Source organism: Polaribacter sp. PL03, assembly GCF_033875165.1.
Lineage (GTDB): Bacteria > Bacteroidota > Bacteroidia > Flavobacteriales > Flavobacteriaceae > Polaribacter.
Genome location: NZ_JAWZSV010000001.1, coordinates 236,489 through 251,242, shown reverse-complemented (window position 1 = coordinate 251,242; position 14,754 = coordinate 236,489). Strand labels below are relative to the sequence as shown.

The following is a 14,754-nucleotide window of genomic DNA, read 5'->3' as shown; positions in this document are numbered from 1 at the left end:
CGTTTATTTAAAAAAACGAATACATAATATTAACAAATAAACATTTTTATAATGGCACAATTTTCGAGAATAGAAGTAGCTCAAATAATGAAAGATACAGGAATGGTTCCTTTGTTTTTTCATAACGATATAGAGGTTAGTAAAAAAGTTTTAAAAGCATGTTACAATGGTGGTGCTCGTTTAATGGAGTTTACTGCAAGAGGAGATTTCGCTCATGAGGTTTTTGGTCAATTAACTAAATATGCTATTAAAGAATTACCAGGAATGGTAATGGGTGTTGGTTCTGTTACAGATGGTGCAGCTGCTTCTTTATATATGGCTTTAGGTGCAAACTTTATTGTAACCCCGGTTTTAAGAGAAGACATTGCAATTGCCTGTAATCGTAAAAAAGTATTGTGGTCTCCAGGATGTGGAACTTTAACAGAAATAGCTAGAGCAGAGGAATTAGGATGTGAAATCGTAAAATTATTCCCTGGTGATATTTATGGACCTCAATTTGTAAAAGGAATTAAAGGACCTCAACCTTGGACTAGTATTATGCCAACAGGTGGAGTTTCTCCAACAAGAGAAAATTTAGAAGGTTGGTTTAGTGCAGGTGTAACTTGTGTAGGTATGGGTTCTAAATTAATGGCAAAAGATGCTAATGGAAATTTTGACTATGCTAAAATTGAAAGTAACACAAAAGGAGCTTTAGATATTATTAAATCTCTTAGAAAATAATAGTATTTTTACTTTAAATATTAAAACCCTTCAATATTTAAATTGAAGGGTTTCTCTTTTTTATGAAAAATAATAAAGCCATTTTTTACATGATATTTAGCGTTATTGCATTTGCAGTAATGAATGCAGTTGTAAAATATCTAAATGCTTTTAATGTCTATCAAATTGTGTTTTTTAGATCTATTGGAACCTTAGTATTTACTGTTCCGTTAATTCTAAAATATAAAATACCAATTTTAGGAAACAACAAAAAATTACTTATACTTAGAGCAATTTTTGGTGTAATTTCTTTAACCTGTTTTTTTCAATCTTTAAATTATTTAGCTGTTGGTACAGCAGTTTCATTAAGATACACATCCCCTATTTTTGCAGCAATATTTGCCTTCATCTTCTTAAAAGAAAAAATTAAACCCATTCAATGGTTACTTTTTATTATTGCTTTTATTGGTGTTTTAATTATTAAAGGTTTTGGTGCAGATGTAAACAGTATTGGCTTGTTTTTTGTACTTCTATCTGCAGTTTCTTTAGGTTTAATATTTGTTGTAATTCGTAAGATTGGTAATACAGAAAACCCTATAGTAATAATAAATTACTTTATGATATTTGCTTTTGTTTTTGGTGGAATTATGTCTATAAATAATTGGATGAATCCTAATTTAACAGAATGGTTGTTATTATTAAGTTTAGGTGTTTTTGGTTATGTAGGTCAATTATATATGACAAAAGCATTTCAATCTCATGAAACTAATGTAATTGCACCTTTAAAGTACTTAGAAGTAATATTTATGATTATTATTGGAGCTACTTGGTTTGACGAAGTTTATAGCTTGTGGACTTTATTAGGTATATTTTTAATTTTGTTAGGGTTAGTTTATAATATCTACCTAAAAAGAAAGAGTAAATAATTTAAAAAGATTTATTAAATAAAAAATCCTCAACTGTAAAAGTTGAGGATTCTTATTTGTACTCAAGGTGGGAATCGAACCCACACTCCCGAAAGAACTGGATTTTGAATCCAGCGCGTCTACCAATTCCGCCACTTGAGCATTTTTTTAATAGGACTGCAAATGTATTAAATTATTTTATTTTAAAGTCTATAAATTAATTCGAAACTCAATAAATAATTTCTACTTTTGTTTACTCACAACAACACAACATAAATTATATCTAAATGCCTACAAATCAATTAGCACCAAAACTTTTTGCCTGCAGACAAAGCACCGTTTTGGCAGAAAAAATTGCAAAAGAATACAACACTACTTTAGGAAAAGTTAAAACTACTTATTTTAGTGACGGAGAATTTCAACCAGCATTTGAAGAATCTGTAAGAGGAAGACGTGTTTTTATTATAGGATCTACATTTCCAAATGCAGACAATTTAATGGAAATGTTGTTAATGTGTGATGCAGCAAAAAGAGCATCTGCAAGACACATAACAGCAGTTATGCCATATTTTGGTTGGGCAAGACAAGATAGAAAAGATCAACCTAGAGTTGCTATTGGAGCAAAATTAGTTGCAAAACTTTTAGAGTCTGCTGGAGCAACTAGAATCATGACGATGGATTTACATGCAGACCAAATTCAAGGTTTTTTCGAAAAACCAGTAGATCATTTATATGCATCAACTATTTTTATGCCTTACATTAATAGCTTAAAATTAGACAACTTAACAATTGCTTCGCCAGATATGGGTGGTTCTAAAAGAGCATATGCATATTCTAAACACTTACATTGTGATGTAGTTATTTGTTATAAGCAACGTAAACAAGCCAATGTAATTTCTCATATGGAGTTAATTGGAGATGTAGAAGGTAAAAATGTAATTCTTGTAGATGATATGATAGATACAGGAGGAACATTAGCACACGCAGCAAATTTAATGATGGAAAGAGGAGCGTTAAGTGTAAGAGCAATTTGTACACACCCAATACTTTCTGGAGGAGCTTATGAAAAAATAGAGAATTCTGGTTTAACAGAATTAATTGTTTCAGATACAATTCCTTTAAAACAAGCTACTTCTAAAATAAAAGTAGTATCTTGCGCGCCATTATTTGCTGATGTTATGCATAAAGTGCAAGACAATACTTCAATTAGTGGACAATTTTTAATGTAAATAAATAATACAAAAAAGTAATGAAATCAATTACAATTAAAGGATCAAAAAGAGAAAGCGTAGGTAAAGTAGCAACTAAAGCCTTACGTAATGCTGGTATGGTTCCTTGCGTTATATACGGAGGAGATAAGCCAGTGCATTTTTCAGCAGAAGAATTAGCATTTAAAAAGTTGGTGTATACTCCAAACGTTTATACTGCTACAATTAGTGTTGATGGAGTGGAAGTTAATACAATTTTAAAAGACATTCAATTTCACCCAGTAACAGATAGAATCATACATGCAGATTTTTATCAGTTATTCGAAGAAAAAGAAATTACAATGAACATTCCTGTACAATTAACAGGTACTTCTCCAGGGGTATTAAATGGTGGTTCTTTACGTTTTACAAATCGTAAATTAAAAGTAAAGGCATTACCAGCTAACTTACCAGACTTTATATCTGCAGATATTTCTAAGTTAAAAGTTGGTAGTAAATTAGTTGTTACTTCATTATCTAATGAAGCTTATACTTTTATGCACCCAGATAACACTGTTGTTGTTCAAGTAAGAGCATCTCGTAACTCTGTTGCAGAAGAAGAGGAAGAAGAAGCTACAGAAGCTGATGCACCAGCTGCAGAATAGTTTTTTGTAAAATAGAATTTATAAAAAGCGTTACTTTTAGTAACGCTTTTTTTATTTTTGTAAAATGAGGTTTAAAAATTTATTTTTTTAAATTATTAAAAATTAAGATTGAAACTAAAGAAGAATTGATGAAAAAGTTTTTAATTGTTGGTTTAGGTAATATTGGAGATAACTATACAGATACCCGTCATAACATTGGTTTTAAAATTCTTGATGAAGTTGCAGAAGAAAATAGTGCAAGTTTCGAGACTGAAAAATTAGGTGATGTTGCTTCCTTTAAATTAAAAGGAAAAACTTTTATCCTTTTAAAACCAAGTACATATATGAACCTAAGTGGTAAATCTGTAAAATATTGGATGGATAAAGAAAATATATCCATAGAAAATATATTAGTAGTTACAGATGATGTACATATAGATTTTGGTACAATACGTCTAAAGGCAAAAGGTTCTGCAGGTGGGCATAATGGACTAAAAGATATTCAAGAGAAGCTAAATACCCAAGAATACGCTCGTTTTAGATTTGGAGTGGGTGCTAATTACCCAAGAGGAAGGCAAGCAGATTTTGTTCTTGGTGAATGGAGTAAAGATGAAACTAGCGAGTTAATAGAACGTTTACCAGTTTCATCAAAAATTATTACCTCTTTTGGTATTGCAGGTTTAGCAAATACAATGAATGAATTTAATGGGAAATAATTACCTTTTAAAAGTAAATACTTAAACATTTTAAAAAATTAATTTTCGCTGGCAAACCATTCTGCAAAACTAGAATCTGTTTCTTGTAATTTTATAGAGTGTAATTTTATATTATTTGGTAATCTTGTTTTTATTTTTTCAGCAAAATCAATAACCATCATTTCACTTGTAGGTTGGTAATCTACCAATAAAACATCATGTCCTCTGTCCATTAATTCTTTTGCCAACTCAACATGAGGTGTATTTTTATTGAAAACTGTTGCATGATCAAAAATATCTACAATTTCTTCATTTACAATCTTTTTTAAGTCACCAAAATCAATCACCATTCCAAATTTTACATTTGTATTATCAGATATTGGTATTCCAGAAACTGTTACAGAAAGTTTGTAAGAATGCCCATGAACATTTTTACATTTTCCATCATAACCATATAAAGCATGACCTGTTTCAAAATTGAATTTTTTTGTGATTCTAATTGTGCTCATTTGTGTTTTATTGATATTTCTAATAATAAAGAAAAGTATTATTAGAAGTTACTTAGTATTGTTTTGGTTAAATATTAACGACGTTTGTTTCTGTATTTGTTGTAAAAGTATACAATAACCAATCCTATTGCTAATACTAAAAATAAATAATCTCCTCCCATTTTGTTTGTACTTTATTGTTATTTAATTAAAAAATTATCTAAAACGTCTGCAATTTTTCTATTATCAGACAATTGCGGAATTTTATTTTGTCCGCCAAATTTACCAATAGATTTCATATATTCATGAAAACCACCTTTTTTAACTTTTCTAATCACCAAAGGTCGTAATACTTTTCCTTCAATTAAATCTAAATAGTAAATATTTTGTTCTTGCATAGAAGCATCTACTTTTGTAGCAAATTCTTCTAAATTTTCTGGTTCATTAGTAAATTCTATAAACCATTCATGATAAGGTAGCCCATTAGTTGGGTCTACTTGTGGTGCAACAGTAAATTCACTAATATTTATTGGAGTTCCTTTTATAGCATCATTTAATGCCTTTTCCACTTCTTTACCAATAACATGTTCGCCAAATGCAGAAATAAAGTGTTTAATTCTTCCGGTAACTTTTATTCTATATGGTTTTGTTGATGTAAATTCTACAGTATCACCAATATTATATCCCCAAAGACCTGCAGTTGTGTTTAAAATAATAACATAATTAACACCAATTTTTACATCTTTTAAAGATATTCTTGTTGGGTTCTCTTCAAAAAAATCACTAGCAGGAATAAATTCATAGAAAATACCAGAATCTAATTGCAATAGCATTCCTTTTTCTGTTTGCGAATCTTGGTAGGCAATAAAACCTTCGGAAGCAGGGTATAGTTCTATATAATCTATTTTTTTACCTATTAAGCTTTCGAATTTATTTTTATAAGGTTCAAAATTTACACCTCCGTAAATAAAGAAGTTAAAATTTGGAAATAATTCTGAAACAGATTTACCTGTTTTTTCTATTAATTTTTCGAAATACATTTGTACCCAAGAAGGTATTCCGCTTATTACAGACATGTCTTCATTTACGGTTTCTTCTACAACTGCATTTACCTTAGTATCCCAATCTTCTATACAGTTAGTTTCCCAACTTGGTAATCTATTTTTTAATAAATAATTAGGTACATAATGCGCTGCAATACCACTTAAACGACCTAGTTTTACACCATTTTTGTCTTCTAAAACTGGGCTTCCTTGTAAGAAAATCATTTTTCCATCAACAAAACTTGCATCGTTTTTTTCAACAATATAAAACAACATGGCATTTCTTGCTGCTTTAATATGTGTTGGCATAGAATCTTTTGTTATTGGTATGTATTTTGCGCCCGAGGTTGTGCCAGAAGTTTTCGCAAAATAAAGTGGTTTTCCTGTCCAGAGAACATCAGATTCTCCTGCAACAATTCTATCTACATATTTCCTTAAGCCTTCGTAGTCAGATACTTTTACGTGTTTTTTAAAATCTTCATAAGTAGAGATATCTTCGAAATTATGGTCTTTTCCAAAAGCTGTTTTACTTCCTTTAGAAAGTAAATTTTTAAAAACTTTTTCTTGTGTTTTATGCGGATTGTTAGCCCATTTGTAGACTTTTTTAGTTGCAATTTTAGCAAACGGAATCGCAAAAAAAGATTTTATACTCATTATTTAAAGTCTATAAAGTTTGTTGGGTTTATGGCATAACCACCTTTCCAAAGTTCGAAATGTAAATGTGGTCCTGTAGTAAGTTCTCCTGTAGAACCAACACTAGCAATTACTTCGCCTGATTTTACAAAGTCTCCTTGTTCTTTTAGTAAATTACCGTTGTGCTTGTATACAGAAATAAAATCTTTATCATGTTTTAATATAATTACATAACCGGTTTCTGCACTCCAACCAGAAAAAATAACGGTTCCGTCTGCTGCTGCTTTAATTGGTGTGCCTGCTTTTGCAACAATATCTATAGCAAAATGTTTAGAATTTGCATCGAAAACTTGCGATACACTACCTTTTAAAGGCGCGAAAAACACAATCTTAACGTTACTTTTAGAATTATTTAAAATTGCGTAACGGGTTTCTTTATCTATCTTTTCTCTAAATAAAGAATCTTCTCTTGTAGCGTCTAGTTCGCTTTCATCTATAATAGATTGTCTAGCTTGTATTTCTAAAGAATCTATTTCTTCCGATGTTATTTCTCCTGTTAAAACAGGTCTTAATGCTTTTGTATAATTTTCTAGTATGGCTAATTTCTGTTTTAAAGAATCTGTTTCAAAGGTTAACTTAACAGCATCTGCTTTTAATTTAGAAGAAGAATAACCAGGAATGTATTCTTTAATTGGCGTAAATGCAATTAAAACAGTGGTTACTGCTATTAATATTATAGAGAAAACACCACCTAAAACAAATACATTTAATCGAGATAGTTTCAAAGAAAAACGTTCTTCAAACGTATTCTCATTTAAAACAACCAATCTGTATTTATCAGTTAGTTTTTGTTTTAGTTTACCTTTTTTTTTATCCTTTTTAGCCAAAATTATTGTTTGAATATTTACAAATATACAACGAATTTTAAGTGAAGTTATTTCTTATAAAAATTCATTTCATCTATATAACTCCAAACTTCTTTGGTTAACATAGGTTTAATGTTTTTACTTTCTTTAATTCCGTTTCTTATCATAGTAGAAGAAATCTGTACAATTGGTGCTGCTACCTTATGAATTTTAGGGTGTTTGTCAAATTGTGTCTCTATGTTTCCTTCAGAAATTCTTGGGTATACATAGATGTGATGATGTTCTAAAATGGTTTCAAAATTTTTCCATTTATGAAAACTCTTTAAGTTGTCTTCACCCATAATTAAGCAAAATTCTTTGTCTTTATAGGTGTCTGAAATGTGTGCTAATGTATAAACGGTGTAGTTTGGTTGCGGTAGTTTAAACTCAATATCAGATGGGTTTATCTTCGGATAATCTTCTGTAGCTCTGTAGACCAATTCTAATCGATGATGATTGTCTAGTAAAGAGCTTTTCTTTTTAAATGGGTTATGAGGTGTTACAACCATCCAGATTTCATCTAAATCTGAATTTTCTACCATATGATTGGCGATAATTAAGTGTCCAATATGAATTGGATTAAATGTACCAAAATATAAACCGATTTTACTCATATTCTTTTGTAGATAAGAGGGATAAGAGAGAGAATGAAAGATACTGTACTTTACTAACAGTATCTTTTATCTCTGTTCTTTTTTTGATTTTAATTCTAATTTAAACCTAAAAAATCACTCATTAAATCTTCTGCCTCTTTTAGAGCAACATCTAAATCGTAATTTTTAATAATTTTATCAAACTGAGGCGCAGTAGCTAATTCTACAGAAGCTTTTGCAATACGCATGTTTATTTTTTCTTCGCTTTCTGTTTTGCGCTTTTTTAAACGGATTTTTAATTCGTCTACACTTGGTGGTTTTACAAAAACAGACAATGTTTGTTCTGGAAATTTCTTTTTAATTCTTAAGCCTCCAACAACATCAATATCAAAAATAACGTGTTTTTTTAAACCCCAAATACGTTCTACTTCTGTTTTTAATGTTCCGTAGAAATTATCTCTGTAAACTTCTTCCCATTCTAAAAATTCATCGCCTTTAATTTTATTTTTAAAATCTTTTAAGTCGATAAAATAATAATCTTCACCATCTTTTTCGAAACCTCTTGGTTCTCTAGAGGTAGCAGAAATAGAAAATTCTAAATTAAATTTTTCTTGTTTTAATAAATGACGAACAATAGTAGTTTTTCCTGAGCCAGAAGGTGCTGAAAACACAAATAGTTTTCCTTTAAAATCTTTCATTTTTTAAAATTATGATGTTCCAAACTTCATTCTAAAAGACAGAAAGGAATGTCTAATAGGTGTTGTAGAAGTTTTTTATAATACGTTTAATATTTGTTCTTTAATTTGTTCTAACTCGTTTTTCATTTGAATTACGGCTTTCTGCATAGGTGCAAAATTAGCTTTAGAACCAGTTGTGTTAATTTCACGGCCCATTTCTTGAACAATAAAACCTAGTTTTTTACCATTAGAATCTTCTGAAGCCAATGTTTGTAAAAAGTAGTCTAAGTGATTAGCCAAACGAACTTTTTCTTCATTAATATCTAGTTTTTCTAGATAATAAATTAATTCTTGTTCAAAACGATTTTCATCGGTATCTACTTTTAGATCATCAATAGCCTTTTTTAAACGTGTTTTTACGTTTTCTATTCTATCGTTGTCTAATGCTTTTACTTCTTCTAAATAGTTGTTAATGTTGGTAATTCTTTCTTTAAAGTCTATTTCTAAAGAAGCAGCTTCATCAATTCTATATTGTACAATTTCTGTAATTGCAACATCAATATTTTCATTAATTAGATTCCATTCATTTTCATCTAATTCTTCTCTTTCTGTAGTTAAAGCATCTGGCATTCTTATAGCCATTTTTAACAATTCAATATCATCTTCAGAACCAATAGAAAGTGTGTTTCTTAATTGTTCTACATATTGTTTTACAACTTTTTTGTTTACTGTAGTAGAGGTTTCATCTGCAGTCATTTCTACATAAATAGAAAAATCTACTTTTCCTCTTACTAAAGAGCTGGCTAACTTTTTACGAACAGCTAATTCCTTTTCTTTGTAATAAGAAGGAATTCTTACGTTTAAATCTAAATTCTTACTGTTTAAAGATTTAATTTCTATAGTTACTTTTTTGGTTGGCAATTGTAAAACTGCTTTTCCATAACCAGTCATAGATTGAATCATAAAATCATCATTTTAAATGAGTTGCAAATATAGTTTTATTTGGTAGAATTTTCTACTTGTTTGGTTACTAAATAAACACCAAAAAAGATTAATAAAGTAGCACTAATCTTAACTAAATTTAAAGAATCGCTTCCAACAATTAATGCATAAATAGTTGCTATTACTGGTTGTAAATAAATAAAAACACTTACTGTTGTAGGTTTTAATTTTGATAAACCATATAAATTACAAAGATATGTAACGCAAGAAGTAAAAATTAATACAAAACCAATATTCCAATACATATTTGTGGGTATTTCTTGCCAAATAACTTCTGTTAGTTCGCTGTAACCAAATGGAAGTACAAAAAATAACCCAAAGAAATACAACCATTTTACAAACACAATAGGATTGTATTTTTTTATCAAATCTTTTGCCAAGACTAAGTACAAGCCATAAGATGCTGCATTTACAAAAACTAAAAAATTACCAAAATTACTATTGTTTGAATTTCCTTGAGAACTGCTACCGTAGGTTATTAGTAAAATGGCACCAATTAATCCAATAAATATTCCTAAAACTCTTTGTTTGCCAATTGCTTTTCTAATTAATAAGCTAGAAAAAAGCATAACCATAATAGGTGAAGTTACCATCATTACAGAAGCACTAATTGGTGTTGTTAAACTTAGTCCTTTAAAGAAAGTAAGCATGTTTAAACCAACTCCAAAAAAGGATGCTAATAGTATTTTTTTATAGTCAGACTTTTCTATTTTTTGTTGTTTAATGAATAATCCCAATAACCAAAATATAATTGTGCCTCCAATTACTCTTAAAGAAATAAAAGCATACGGTTTTAAGTATGTTGGCATAACATCTTTAGCTATGGTAAATGTTAAACCATAGATTAGAGTTGCTATAGAAACTGCAATTAGTGCTAATATTCTTTGATTCATTTTAAAAGAAATTCTAAAAATTAGGTCGCAAAGTTGATGATAAATTTTAAAATTGAGATAAAAAAAAAGCTTCAAATAAATATTGAAGCTCTTAATAGGTTTGGTTGGTTAATTTTTAGTTAGTCCACTAATGGTGGTATTCTTAAAACTTGACCAGGATATATTTTATCTGGATGTGATAACATTGGTTTGTTAGCCTCGAAAATTACAGGATATTTCATTGCATTACCGTAATATTCTTTAGCAATTTTACCTAAAGTATCTCCGCTTGCTACTGTATGAAATTGAGCCATTGCAGCTTCTTCAATAACTTCAATTTCTGCAACTGTTAAATTATCTTCTACAGATGCAATACCATTTGTGTTACCTACTACTAAAACAACTTTTTCTTTTGTAGCTAAATCTGCAGTTTCTCCCCAAACTTTTACAGCATCATCATCTACAGAAATAGATAAATCTTTAACCTCAAGTTCTAAAGCAGTAATTGCGCCTCTTAATTGATCTGATTTTTCTGCGTTTTCTTCTTCTGTTGTTTTTCCAATACCGAAAACTTTTGCTCCAGCATTTTTAATAAATGAAAATATTCCCATTTTTTTTATTTTTTTTTGATTAATAAAACTAATTTATGAATAGCAATATACAAATTTTAAGGAATTATGCTACATTTGTTTACTATATTCCACAAAATGAAAATACATAATATCTCAGAAAACAATTCAATTTTAAATAAATTTATAGCAGAAATTAGAGACGTTACGGTTCAAAAAGATTCTTTGCGTTTTCGAAGAAATATCGAAAGAATAGGGGAAATTTTAAGTTACGAACTAAGTAAAAAACTTTCTTATAAAGCTGTTGATGTTGCAACGCCTTTAGGTATAAAATCTATAGATAAAGTTACTAATGATATTGTGTTATGTTCAATTTTAAGAGCAGGTTTACCTTTACATCAAGGGCTTTTAAATTATTTTGATGATGCAGAAAATGCTTTTATATCAGCATATAGACATCACCCAAATAATGATGCGGAATTTGAGATTGTTGTAGAATATTTCGCAGCTCCATCTGTAGAAAATAAAACGTTATTATTAGCAGATCCTATGTTGGCAACTGGCCAATCTTTAGTTTCTGTATACGAGGCTATAAAAAAGCAAGGAATTCCAAAAGAAATTCATCTTGTAGTGGTTATTGCTTCAAAAGAAGGAATTAAATTTATTGAAGATAAGTTCCCAGAAAACACTCATTTATGGATTACTGCAATAGATGATAATTTAAACGACAAAGGCTATATTATACCAGGTTTAGGAGATGCTGGCGATTTAGCTTTTGGTAGTAAGTTATAGAAAGAAAGGAAAAGTAACTGCGGTTAATAAAAGAAGTATAAAAACTATATTTTTAATTAAAGTGTTATTTATCGTTTCTAAGCCGTTTGCAATAATTATGGCAGCAGGAAATAACATAAATAATAATTCTGTTCCGTTTTTCTTCGGAATAAATAACGCGAAGAATAAAGCAATTGTTAGGTTAATTATTAAAAGTATCCAACTTTTTTTAAACGAATTATTTACAGATAAAGCCTTTGGCGATTTTAAAAAGATAGCTACAATAGAAAGTACTATTATTAAGATTGTTGGCCAGTAAACACTGTTTTCTGAGTAAAAAACAAAACTATTAAACGTGTCAAAATAAAAAAGGTTGGTAAAAACATATAATTTATCAAACCAAAAGCAATACGTAGCATATATAAGTAACGGAGTTATAAAGCCAATTATTGGTGCAATTAAATTGTTAATTATTGGTTTTTGATGTGAGAAAATTGCAGCATATATTAAGATAGAAAACATGGCCGAAAAAGGCGCTATAATAAACAAAATACTTAACCAAAAACCGCTGTCAAATAATTTTTGTAAGATATGTTTTTGAGATTTTAAACTATATACTTTTCTTAAAAAAAGGATGTGTAAGAGTATTGTAATCAGTGTTTTGTAGTTATTTGTTGTTTGTAGAAAATAACTTAACACAATGGTAAAAACAAAGAATGCATAAGTGTTGTCGAACGTTAAATTATTCTTTGAAACAATAAAGTTAAAGAAGAAGAAAATAATTAGAAATATACCTAAATAGCTAGCAGATTTTACTAGTATAGCAAGTTCGAAGTTGTTGTTATAAATAAATAAAAAAGAGGAGAAAATAAACAAGCAAACGAATAGACTTAAAAGAATTATGAAATTGATTGGTTTAGATTTCCCTAAAAAATTGGCTAGCATCGTTTCTTTTGTTATTTTTGCAGCGTAAAGATAATTAAGTTATGATAGCAAGCAATATTTTTAGATGGATTGGTAGTTTATTTACAGATCTTTTATTCCTTCCTTTTAATTGGTTACGATTAACAGTAGCGAATGCAGATTTAGGATGGTGGATTTCAAACGCAGTAAACTGGTTTTTTCTATTAGTTCTTTTAGTTTTATTTGCATATTGGATGGGAGAATCTCGTCGTTTTATAAAAGAAGGAACAGAAGACAGAGCTTAATTTTATACTTTGGGAAGCAAAAACAAACTAAAACGTTTCAAAGAAAATGAAACGTTCGAAAATGTCATTCAGCCAACAAGAGAAGAGGTAGTAACTAATTTCTCTCACAAAGGTAAATGGCATTCTTTTTTTGGAAACGATAATCCTATAGTTGTAGAACTAGGTTGTGGTAAAGGTGAGTATACAATCGCTTTAGCAAGAAAAAATCCGAATAAAAACTACGTAGGAATAGATATTAAAGGTGCTCGTTTTTGGCGTGGTGCTAAAACTGCAATAGAAGAAAATTTACCAAATGTTGCTTTTGTTAGAACACAAATAGAGTTGGTAGATTTTATTTTTGCACAAAATGAAGTTTCCGAAATTTGGATTACTTTTCCAGATCCTCAAATTAAATACCAACGCACAAAACATAGAATGACAAATGCTTCTTTTATGAAGAAATATCATCATATTTTAAGTGAAGATGGTGTTATGAATTTAAAAACCGATAGCGAATTTATGCACGGTTATACTTTAGGTTTATTACATGGTGAAGGTCATGAGGTTTTATATGCAAACCATACAGTGTATAAAAACGAAGGTTCACCAAAAGAAGTAACAGAAACGCAAACTTTTTACGAAAACCAGTATTTAGAAGTAGGTAAACCTATTACTTATATTAAATTCAAATTAAAGTATTAGTACAGTTTTCTTTTTTAAAACTTGTTAGAAGACAATTTATAAGTCAGGTTTTTAGGCTGTAAATTGTTCTTTTTTAGTTATAATTAACGCCGCAACACATCTCGAATAAACTTCATATCTTCACTTCGTGAAAGATTCAGATAATTTTTTTGATAAAGTTTATAAAGTAACCCGTTTAATTCCTTACGGGAGAGTAACAACTTATGGTGCAATTGCAACTTATTTAGGTGCTGCAAAATCTGCAAGAATGGTTGGTTGGGCAATGAATAAAGCACATAATTTAGAAGATGTACCTGCACATAGAGTTGTAAATAGAAAAGGTTTACTTACAGGTAAGCACCATTTCGATGGCACAAACTTAATGCAACAATTGTTAGAAAACGAAGGTATTGTTGTTATAGATAATCAAATACAGAATTTAGAGAAAGTTTTATGGCTGCCTATAGATAAGCTATAGCTTCAAAAAAATAATAGAAATAAAAAAAACCTATCATTTAAAATGATAGGTTTTTTCTGGGGGTTAAATAGATATTATTGAAGTAAACCGTCTTCTTCAATTTTTTTTAATTTTCCTGTCCAAGAAGAATTATGTGAGTCAAGTAAATCAGATTTGTAGTAATATTTGTCTCCTCTTACTTTTGTTATTTTAGTGTTTAACATAGTTCCTTTTCTAAAAGGAATGTCTTTCTTATTAATTTCTACAATTGTAAGTGTATACTCGTCTGCAGATGTCCAATCTATTTTTGCTTTAATAAACTCATTATTAGGGTGGTTTTCAATGTAATAACCATCTTTAATAGAGATTGAAATGTCGTTAGAACCAAGTTTGTAAGTGTAGTTTCCATCTTTAAGGGCAATATTTGCAGAATCAAAATCTTCAGAATACTGCTCAGTAGCATTTTCTGGGACATGTACCATTGCGATGTTTTGGCTATAAAGATTAATTGTTGTTGCTAAAAGTAGCGTTGCGATGCCTAGGGCATTAATTCTATTTTTCATAAACGGGGGATTAAGTGTTTCTCAAATATACAAGAAATTTAATATGTTTTTTGTAAAAAATCGTAATTATGTTCAATTTTTTGTGATTATTTTTTGATTAATGTTAATTAATCTTCTTTTTCTTATACAAAACACAAAGAATAATTTAAAAATAACAAGTGCTTAACATTATTTAAAAATAAG

General features: G+C 29.2%; 19 protein-coding genes and 1 tRNA gene. 9 read left to right on the top strand and 11 right to left on the bottom strand.

Annotated features, from left to right (window positions below):
- Positions 1–51 precede the first annotated feature (51 nt).
- Positions 52–720 carry a bifunctional 4-hydroxy-2-oxoglutarate aldolase/2-dehydro-3-deoxy-phosphogluconate aldolase gene (locus tag SHK09_RS01070; RefSeq protein ID WP_319808914.1) on the top strand — a complete coding sequence of 223 codons (669 nt, stop codon included), beginning with the start codon at positions 52–54 and terminating at the stop codon, positions 718–720.
- Between the two features lie 62 nt (positions 721–782).
- Positions 783–1,625: a DMT family transporter gene (locus SHK09_RS01065; RefSeq protein ID WP_319808913.1), complete on the top strand. Its 843-nt coding sequence runs from the start codon at positions 783–785 to the stop codon at positions 1,623–1,625.
- Positions 1,626–1,684: 59 nt separating this feature from the next.
- On the opposite strand, the gene SHK09_RS01060 is transcribed toward SHK09_RS01065, so the two are convergent.
- Positions 1,685–1,766 (bottom strand) — tRNA-Leu (locus SHK09_RS01060).
- A 125-nt stretch (positions 1,767–1,891) separates the two neighbouring features.
- On the opposite strand from SHK09_RS01060, the gene SHK09_RS01055 reads away from it, so the two are divergent.
- From SHK09_RS01055 to pth, 3 genes are all read left to right on the top strand, one after another.
- Positions 1,892–2,833 carry a ribose-phosphate pyrophosphokinase gene (locus SHK09_RS01055; RefSeq protein ID WP_319808912.1) on the top strand — a complete coding sequence of 314 codons (942 nt, stop codon included), beginning with the start codon at positions 1,892–1,894 and terminating at the stop codon, positions 2,831–2,833.
- A gap of 20 nt (positions 2,834–2,853) precedes the next feature.
- Positions 2,854–3,456: a 50S ribosomal protein L25/general stress protein Ctc gene (locus SHK09_RS01050; protein ID WP_319808911.1), complete on the top strand. Its 603-nt coding sequence runs from the start codon at positions 2,854–2,856 to the stop codon at positions 3,454–3,456.
- 128 nt (positions 3,457–3,584) lie between these two features.
- Positions 3,585–4,151 carry an aminoacyl-tRNA hydrolase gene (gene pth, locus SHK09_RS01045; protein WP_319808910.1) on the top strand — a complete coding sequence of 189 codons (567 nt, stop codon included), beginning with the start codon at positions 3,585–3,587 and terminating at the stop codon, positions 4,149–4,151.
- Positions 4,152–4,189: 38 nt separating this feature from the next.
- Here pth and SHK09_RS01040 read toward each other — a convergent pair whose 3' ends face one another.
- The 8 genes from SHK09_RS01040 to lysM form a co-directional block, all read right to left on the bottom strand.
- On the bottom strand, positions 4,190–4,639 hold the full coding sequence (locus SHK09_RS01040; RefSeq protein WP_319808909.1) for a 6-carboxytetrahydropterin synthase: 450 nt from the start codon (positions 4,637–4,639) through the stop codon (positions 4,190–4,192).
- Positions 4,640–4,818: 179 nt separating this feature from the next.
- Entirely contained in the window at positions 4,819–6,315 is a 1,497-nt protein-coding gene (locus SHK09_RS01035; RefSeq protein WP_319808908.1) for a GH3 auxin-responsive promoter family protein, read from the bottom strand.
- A complete protein-coding gene (locus tag SHK09_RS01030; RefSeq protein ID WP_319808907.1) occupies positions 6,315–7,181 on the bottom strand; it encodes a M23 family metallopeptidase in 867 nt (288 codons plus the stop codon). The genes SHK09_RS01035 and SHK09_RS01030 overlap by 1 nt, the downstream gene beginning before the upstream one ends.
- 47 nt (positions 7,182–7,228) lie before the next feature.
- Positions 7,229–7,813 carry a nicotinate (nicotinamide) nucleotide adenylyltransferase gene (gene nadD, locus SHK09_RS01025; protein WP_319808906.1) on the bottom strand — a complete coding sequence of 195 codons (585 nt, stop codon included), beginning with the start codon at positions 7,811–7,813 and terminating at the stop codon, positions 7,229–7,231.
- Positions 7,814–7,908: 95 nt separating this feature from the next.
- Positions 7,909–8,490: a guanylate kinase gene (gmk, locus tag SHK09_RS01020; protein WP_319808905.1), complete on the bottom strand. Its 582-nt coding sequence runs from the start codon at positions 8,488–8,490 to the stop codon at positions 7,909–7,911.
- A gap of 75 nt (positions 8,491–8,565) precedes the next feature.
- Positions 8,566–9,420, bottom strand: a complete 855-nt coding sequence (locus tag SHK09_RS01015; RefSeq protein WP_319809334.1) for a YicC family protein — start codon at positions 9,418–9,420, stop codon at positions 8,566–8,568.
- A gap of 47 nt (positions 9,421–9,467) precedes the next feature.
- Entirely contained in the window at positions 9,468–10,364 is an 897-nt protein-coding gene (locus SHK09_RS01010; RefSeq protein WP_319808904.1) for a DMT family transporter, read from the bottom strand.
- Positions 10,365–10,483: 119 nt separating this feature from the next.
- Entirely contained in the window at positions 10,484–10,954 is a 471-nt protein-coding gene (lysM, locus tag SHK09_RS01005; RefSeq protein WP_319808903.1) for a peptidoglycan-binding protein LysM, read from the bottom strand.
- Between the two features lie 96 nt (positions 10,955–11,050).
- On the opposite strand from lysM, the gene upp reads away from it, so the two are divergent.
- The gene (gene upp / locus SHK09_RS01000; RefSeq protein WP_319808902.1) at positions 11,051–11,704 is read left to right on the top strand and encodes a uracil phosphoribosyltransferase; all 654 of its coding nucleotides are present in this window, start codon (positions 11,051–11,053) and stop codon (positions 11,702–11,704) included.
- On the opposite strand, the gene SHK09_RS00995 is transcribed toward upp, so the two are convergent.
- Entirely contained in the window at positions 11,699–12,628 is a 930-nt protein-coding gene (locus SHK09_RS00995) for a DUF6427 family protein (protein ID WP_319808901.1), read from the bottom strand. The genes upp and SHK09_RS00995 overlap by 6 nt on opposite strands.
- Before the next feature lie 41 nt (positions 12,629–12,669).
- Between SHK09_RS00995 and SHK09_RS00990 the strand changes: the two genes are divergently transcribed.
- The 3 genes from SHK09_RS00990 (at position 12,670) to SHK09_RS00980 (ending at position 14,029) form a co-directional block, all read left to right on the top strand.
- Positions 12,670–12,891, top strand: coding sequence for a DUF6341 family protein (locus SHK09_RS00990; protein WP_319808900.1), 222 nt, complete (start codon positions 12,670–12,672; stop codon positions 12,889–12,891).
- 9 nt (positions 12,892–12,900) lie between these two features.
- A complete protein-coding gene (gene trmB / locus SHK09_RS00985; RefSeq protein WP_319808899.1) occupies positions 12,901–13,572 on the top strand; it encodes a tRNA (guanosine(46)-N7)-methyltransferase TrmB in 672 nt (223 codons plus the stop codon).
- Positions 13,573–13,699: 127 nt separating this feature from the next.
- Positions 13,700–14,029, top strand: a complete 330-nt coding sequence (locus SHK09_RS00980) for an MGMT family protein (RefSeq protein WP_319808898.1) — start codon at positions 13,700–13,702, stop codon at positions 14,027–14,029.
- A 74-nt stretch (positions 14,030–14,103) separates the two neighbouring features.
- On the opposite strand, the gene SHK09_RS00975 is transcribed toward SHK09_RS00980, so the two are convergent.
- Positions 14,104–14,571 carry a hypothetical protein gene (locus SHK09_RS00975; RefSeq protein ID WP_319808897.1) on the bottom strand — a complete coding sequence of 156 codons (468 nt, stop codon included), beginning with the start codon at positions 14,569–14,571 and terminating at the stop codon, positions 14,104–14,106.
- Positions 14,572–14,754 lie beyond the last annotated feature (183 nt).

What these genes read in the sequence shown, in the direction of transcription:
- SHK09_RS01070 (WP_319808914.1), top strand. Translation starts at nt 52, where the DNA reads ATGGCACAATTTTCGAGAATAGAAGTAGCTCAAATAATGAAAGATACA.
- SHK09_RS01065 (WP_319808913.1), top strand. Translation starts at nt 783, where the DNA reads ATGAAAAATAATAAAGCCATTTTTTACATGATATTTAGCGTTATTGCA.
- SHK09_RS01055 (WP_319808912.1), top strand. Translation starts at nt 1,892, where the DNA reads ATGCCTACAAATCAATTAGCACCAAAACTTTTTGCCTGCAGACAAAGC.
- SHK09_RS01050 (WP_319808911.1), top strand. Translation starts at nt 2,854, where the DNA reads ATGAAATCAATTACAATTAAAGGATCAAAAAGAGAAAGCGTAGGTAAA.
- pth (WP_319808910.1), top strand. Translation starts at nt 3,585, where the DNA reads ATGAAAAAGTTTTTAATTGTTGGTTTAGGTAATATTGGAGATAACTAT.
- SHK09_RS01040 (WP_319808909.1), bottom strand. Translation starts at nt 4,639, where the DNA reads ATGAGCACAATTAGAATCACAAAAAAATTCAATTTTGAAACAGGTCAT.
- SHK09_RS01035 (WP_319808908.1), bottom strand. Translation starts at nt 6,315, where the DNA reads ATGAGTATAAAATCTTTTTTTGCGATTCCGTTTGCTAAAATTGCAACT.
- nadD (WP_319808906.1), bottom strand. Translation starts at nt 7,813, where the DNA reads ATGAGTAAAATCGGTTTATATTTTGGTACATTTAATCCAATTCATATT.
- gmk (WP_319808905.1), bottom strand. Translation starts at nt 8,490, where the DNA reads ATGAAAGATTTTAAAGGAAAACTATTTGTGTTTTCAGCACCTTCTGGC.
- SHK09_RS01015 (WP_319809334.1), bottom strand. Translation starts at nt 9,420, where the DNA reads ATGACTGGTTATGGAAAAGCAGTTTTACAATTGCCAACCAAAAAAGTA.
- SHK09_RS01010 (WP_319808904.1), bottom strand. Translation starts at nt 10,364, where the DNA reads ATGAATCAAAGAATATTAGCACTAATTGCAGTTTCTATAGCAACTCTA.
- lysM (WP_319808903.1), bottom strand. Translation starts at nt 10,954, where the DNA reads ATGGGAATATTTTCATTTATTAAAAATGCTGGAGCAAAAGTTTTCGGT.
- upp (WP_319808902.1), top strand. Translation starts at nt 11,051, where the DNA reads ATGAAAATACATAATATCTCAGAAAACAATTCAATTTTAAATAAATTT.
- SHK09_RS00995 (WP_319808901.1), bottom strand. Translation starts at nt 12,628, where the DNA reads ATGCTAGCCAATTTTTTAGGGAAATCTAAACCAATCAATTTCATAATT.
- SHK09_RS00990 (WP_319808900.1), top strand. Translation starts at nt 12,670, where the DNA reads ATGATAGCAAGCAATATTTTTAGATGGATTGGTAGTTTATTTACAGAT.
- SHK09_RS00975 (WP_319808897.1), bottom strand. Translation starts at nt 14,571, where the DNA reads ATGAAAAATAGAATTAATGCCCTAGGCATCGCAACGCTACTTTTAGCA.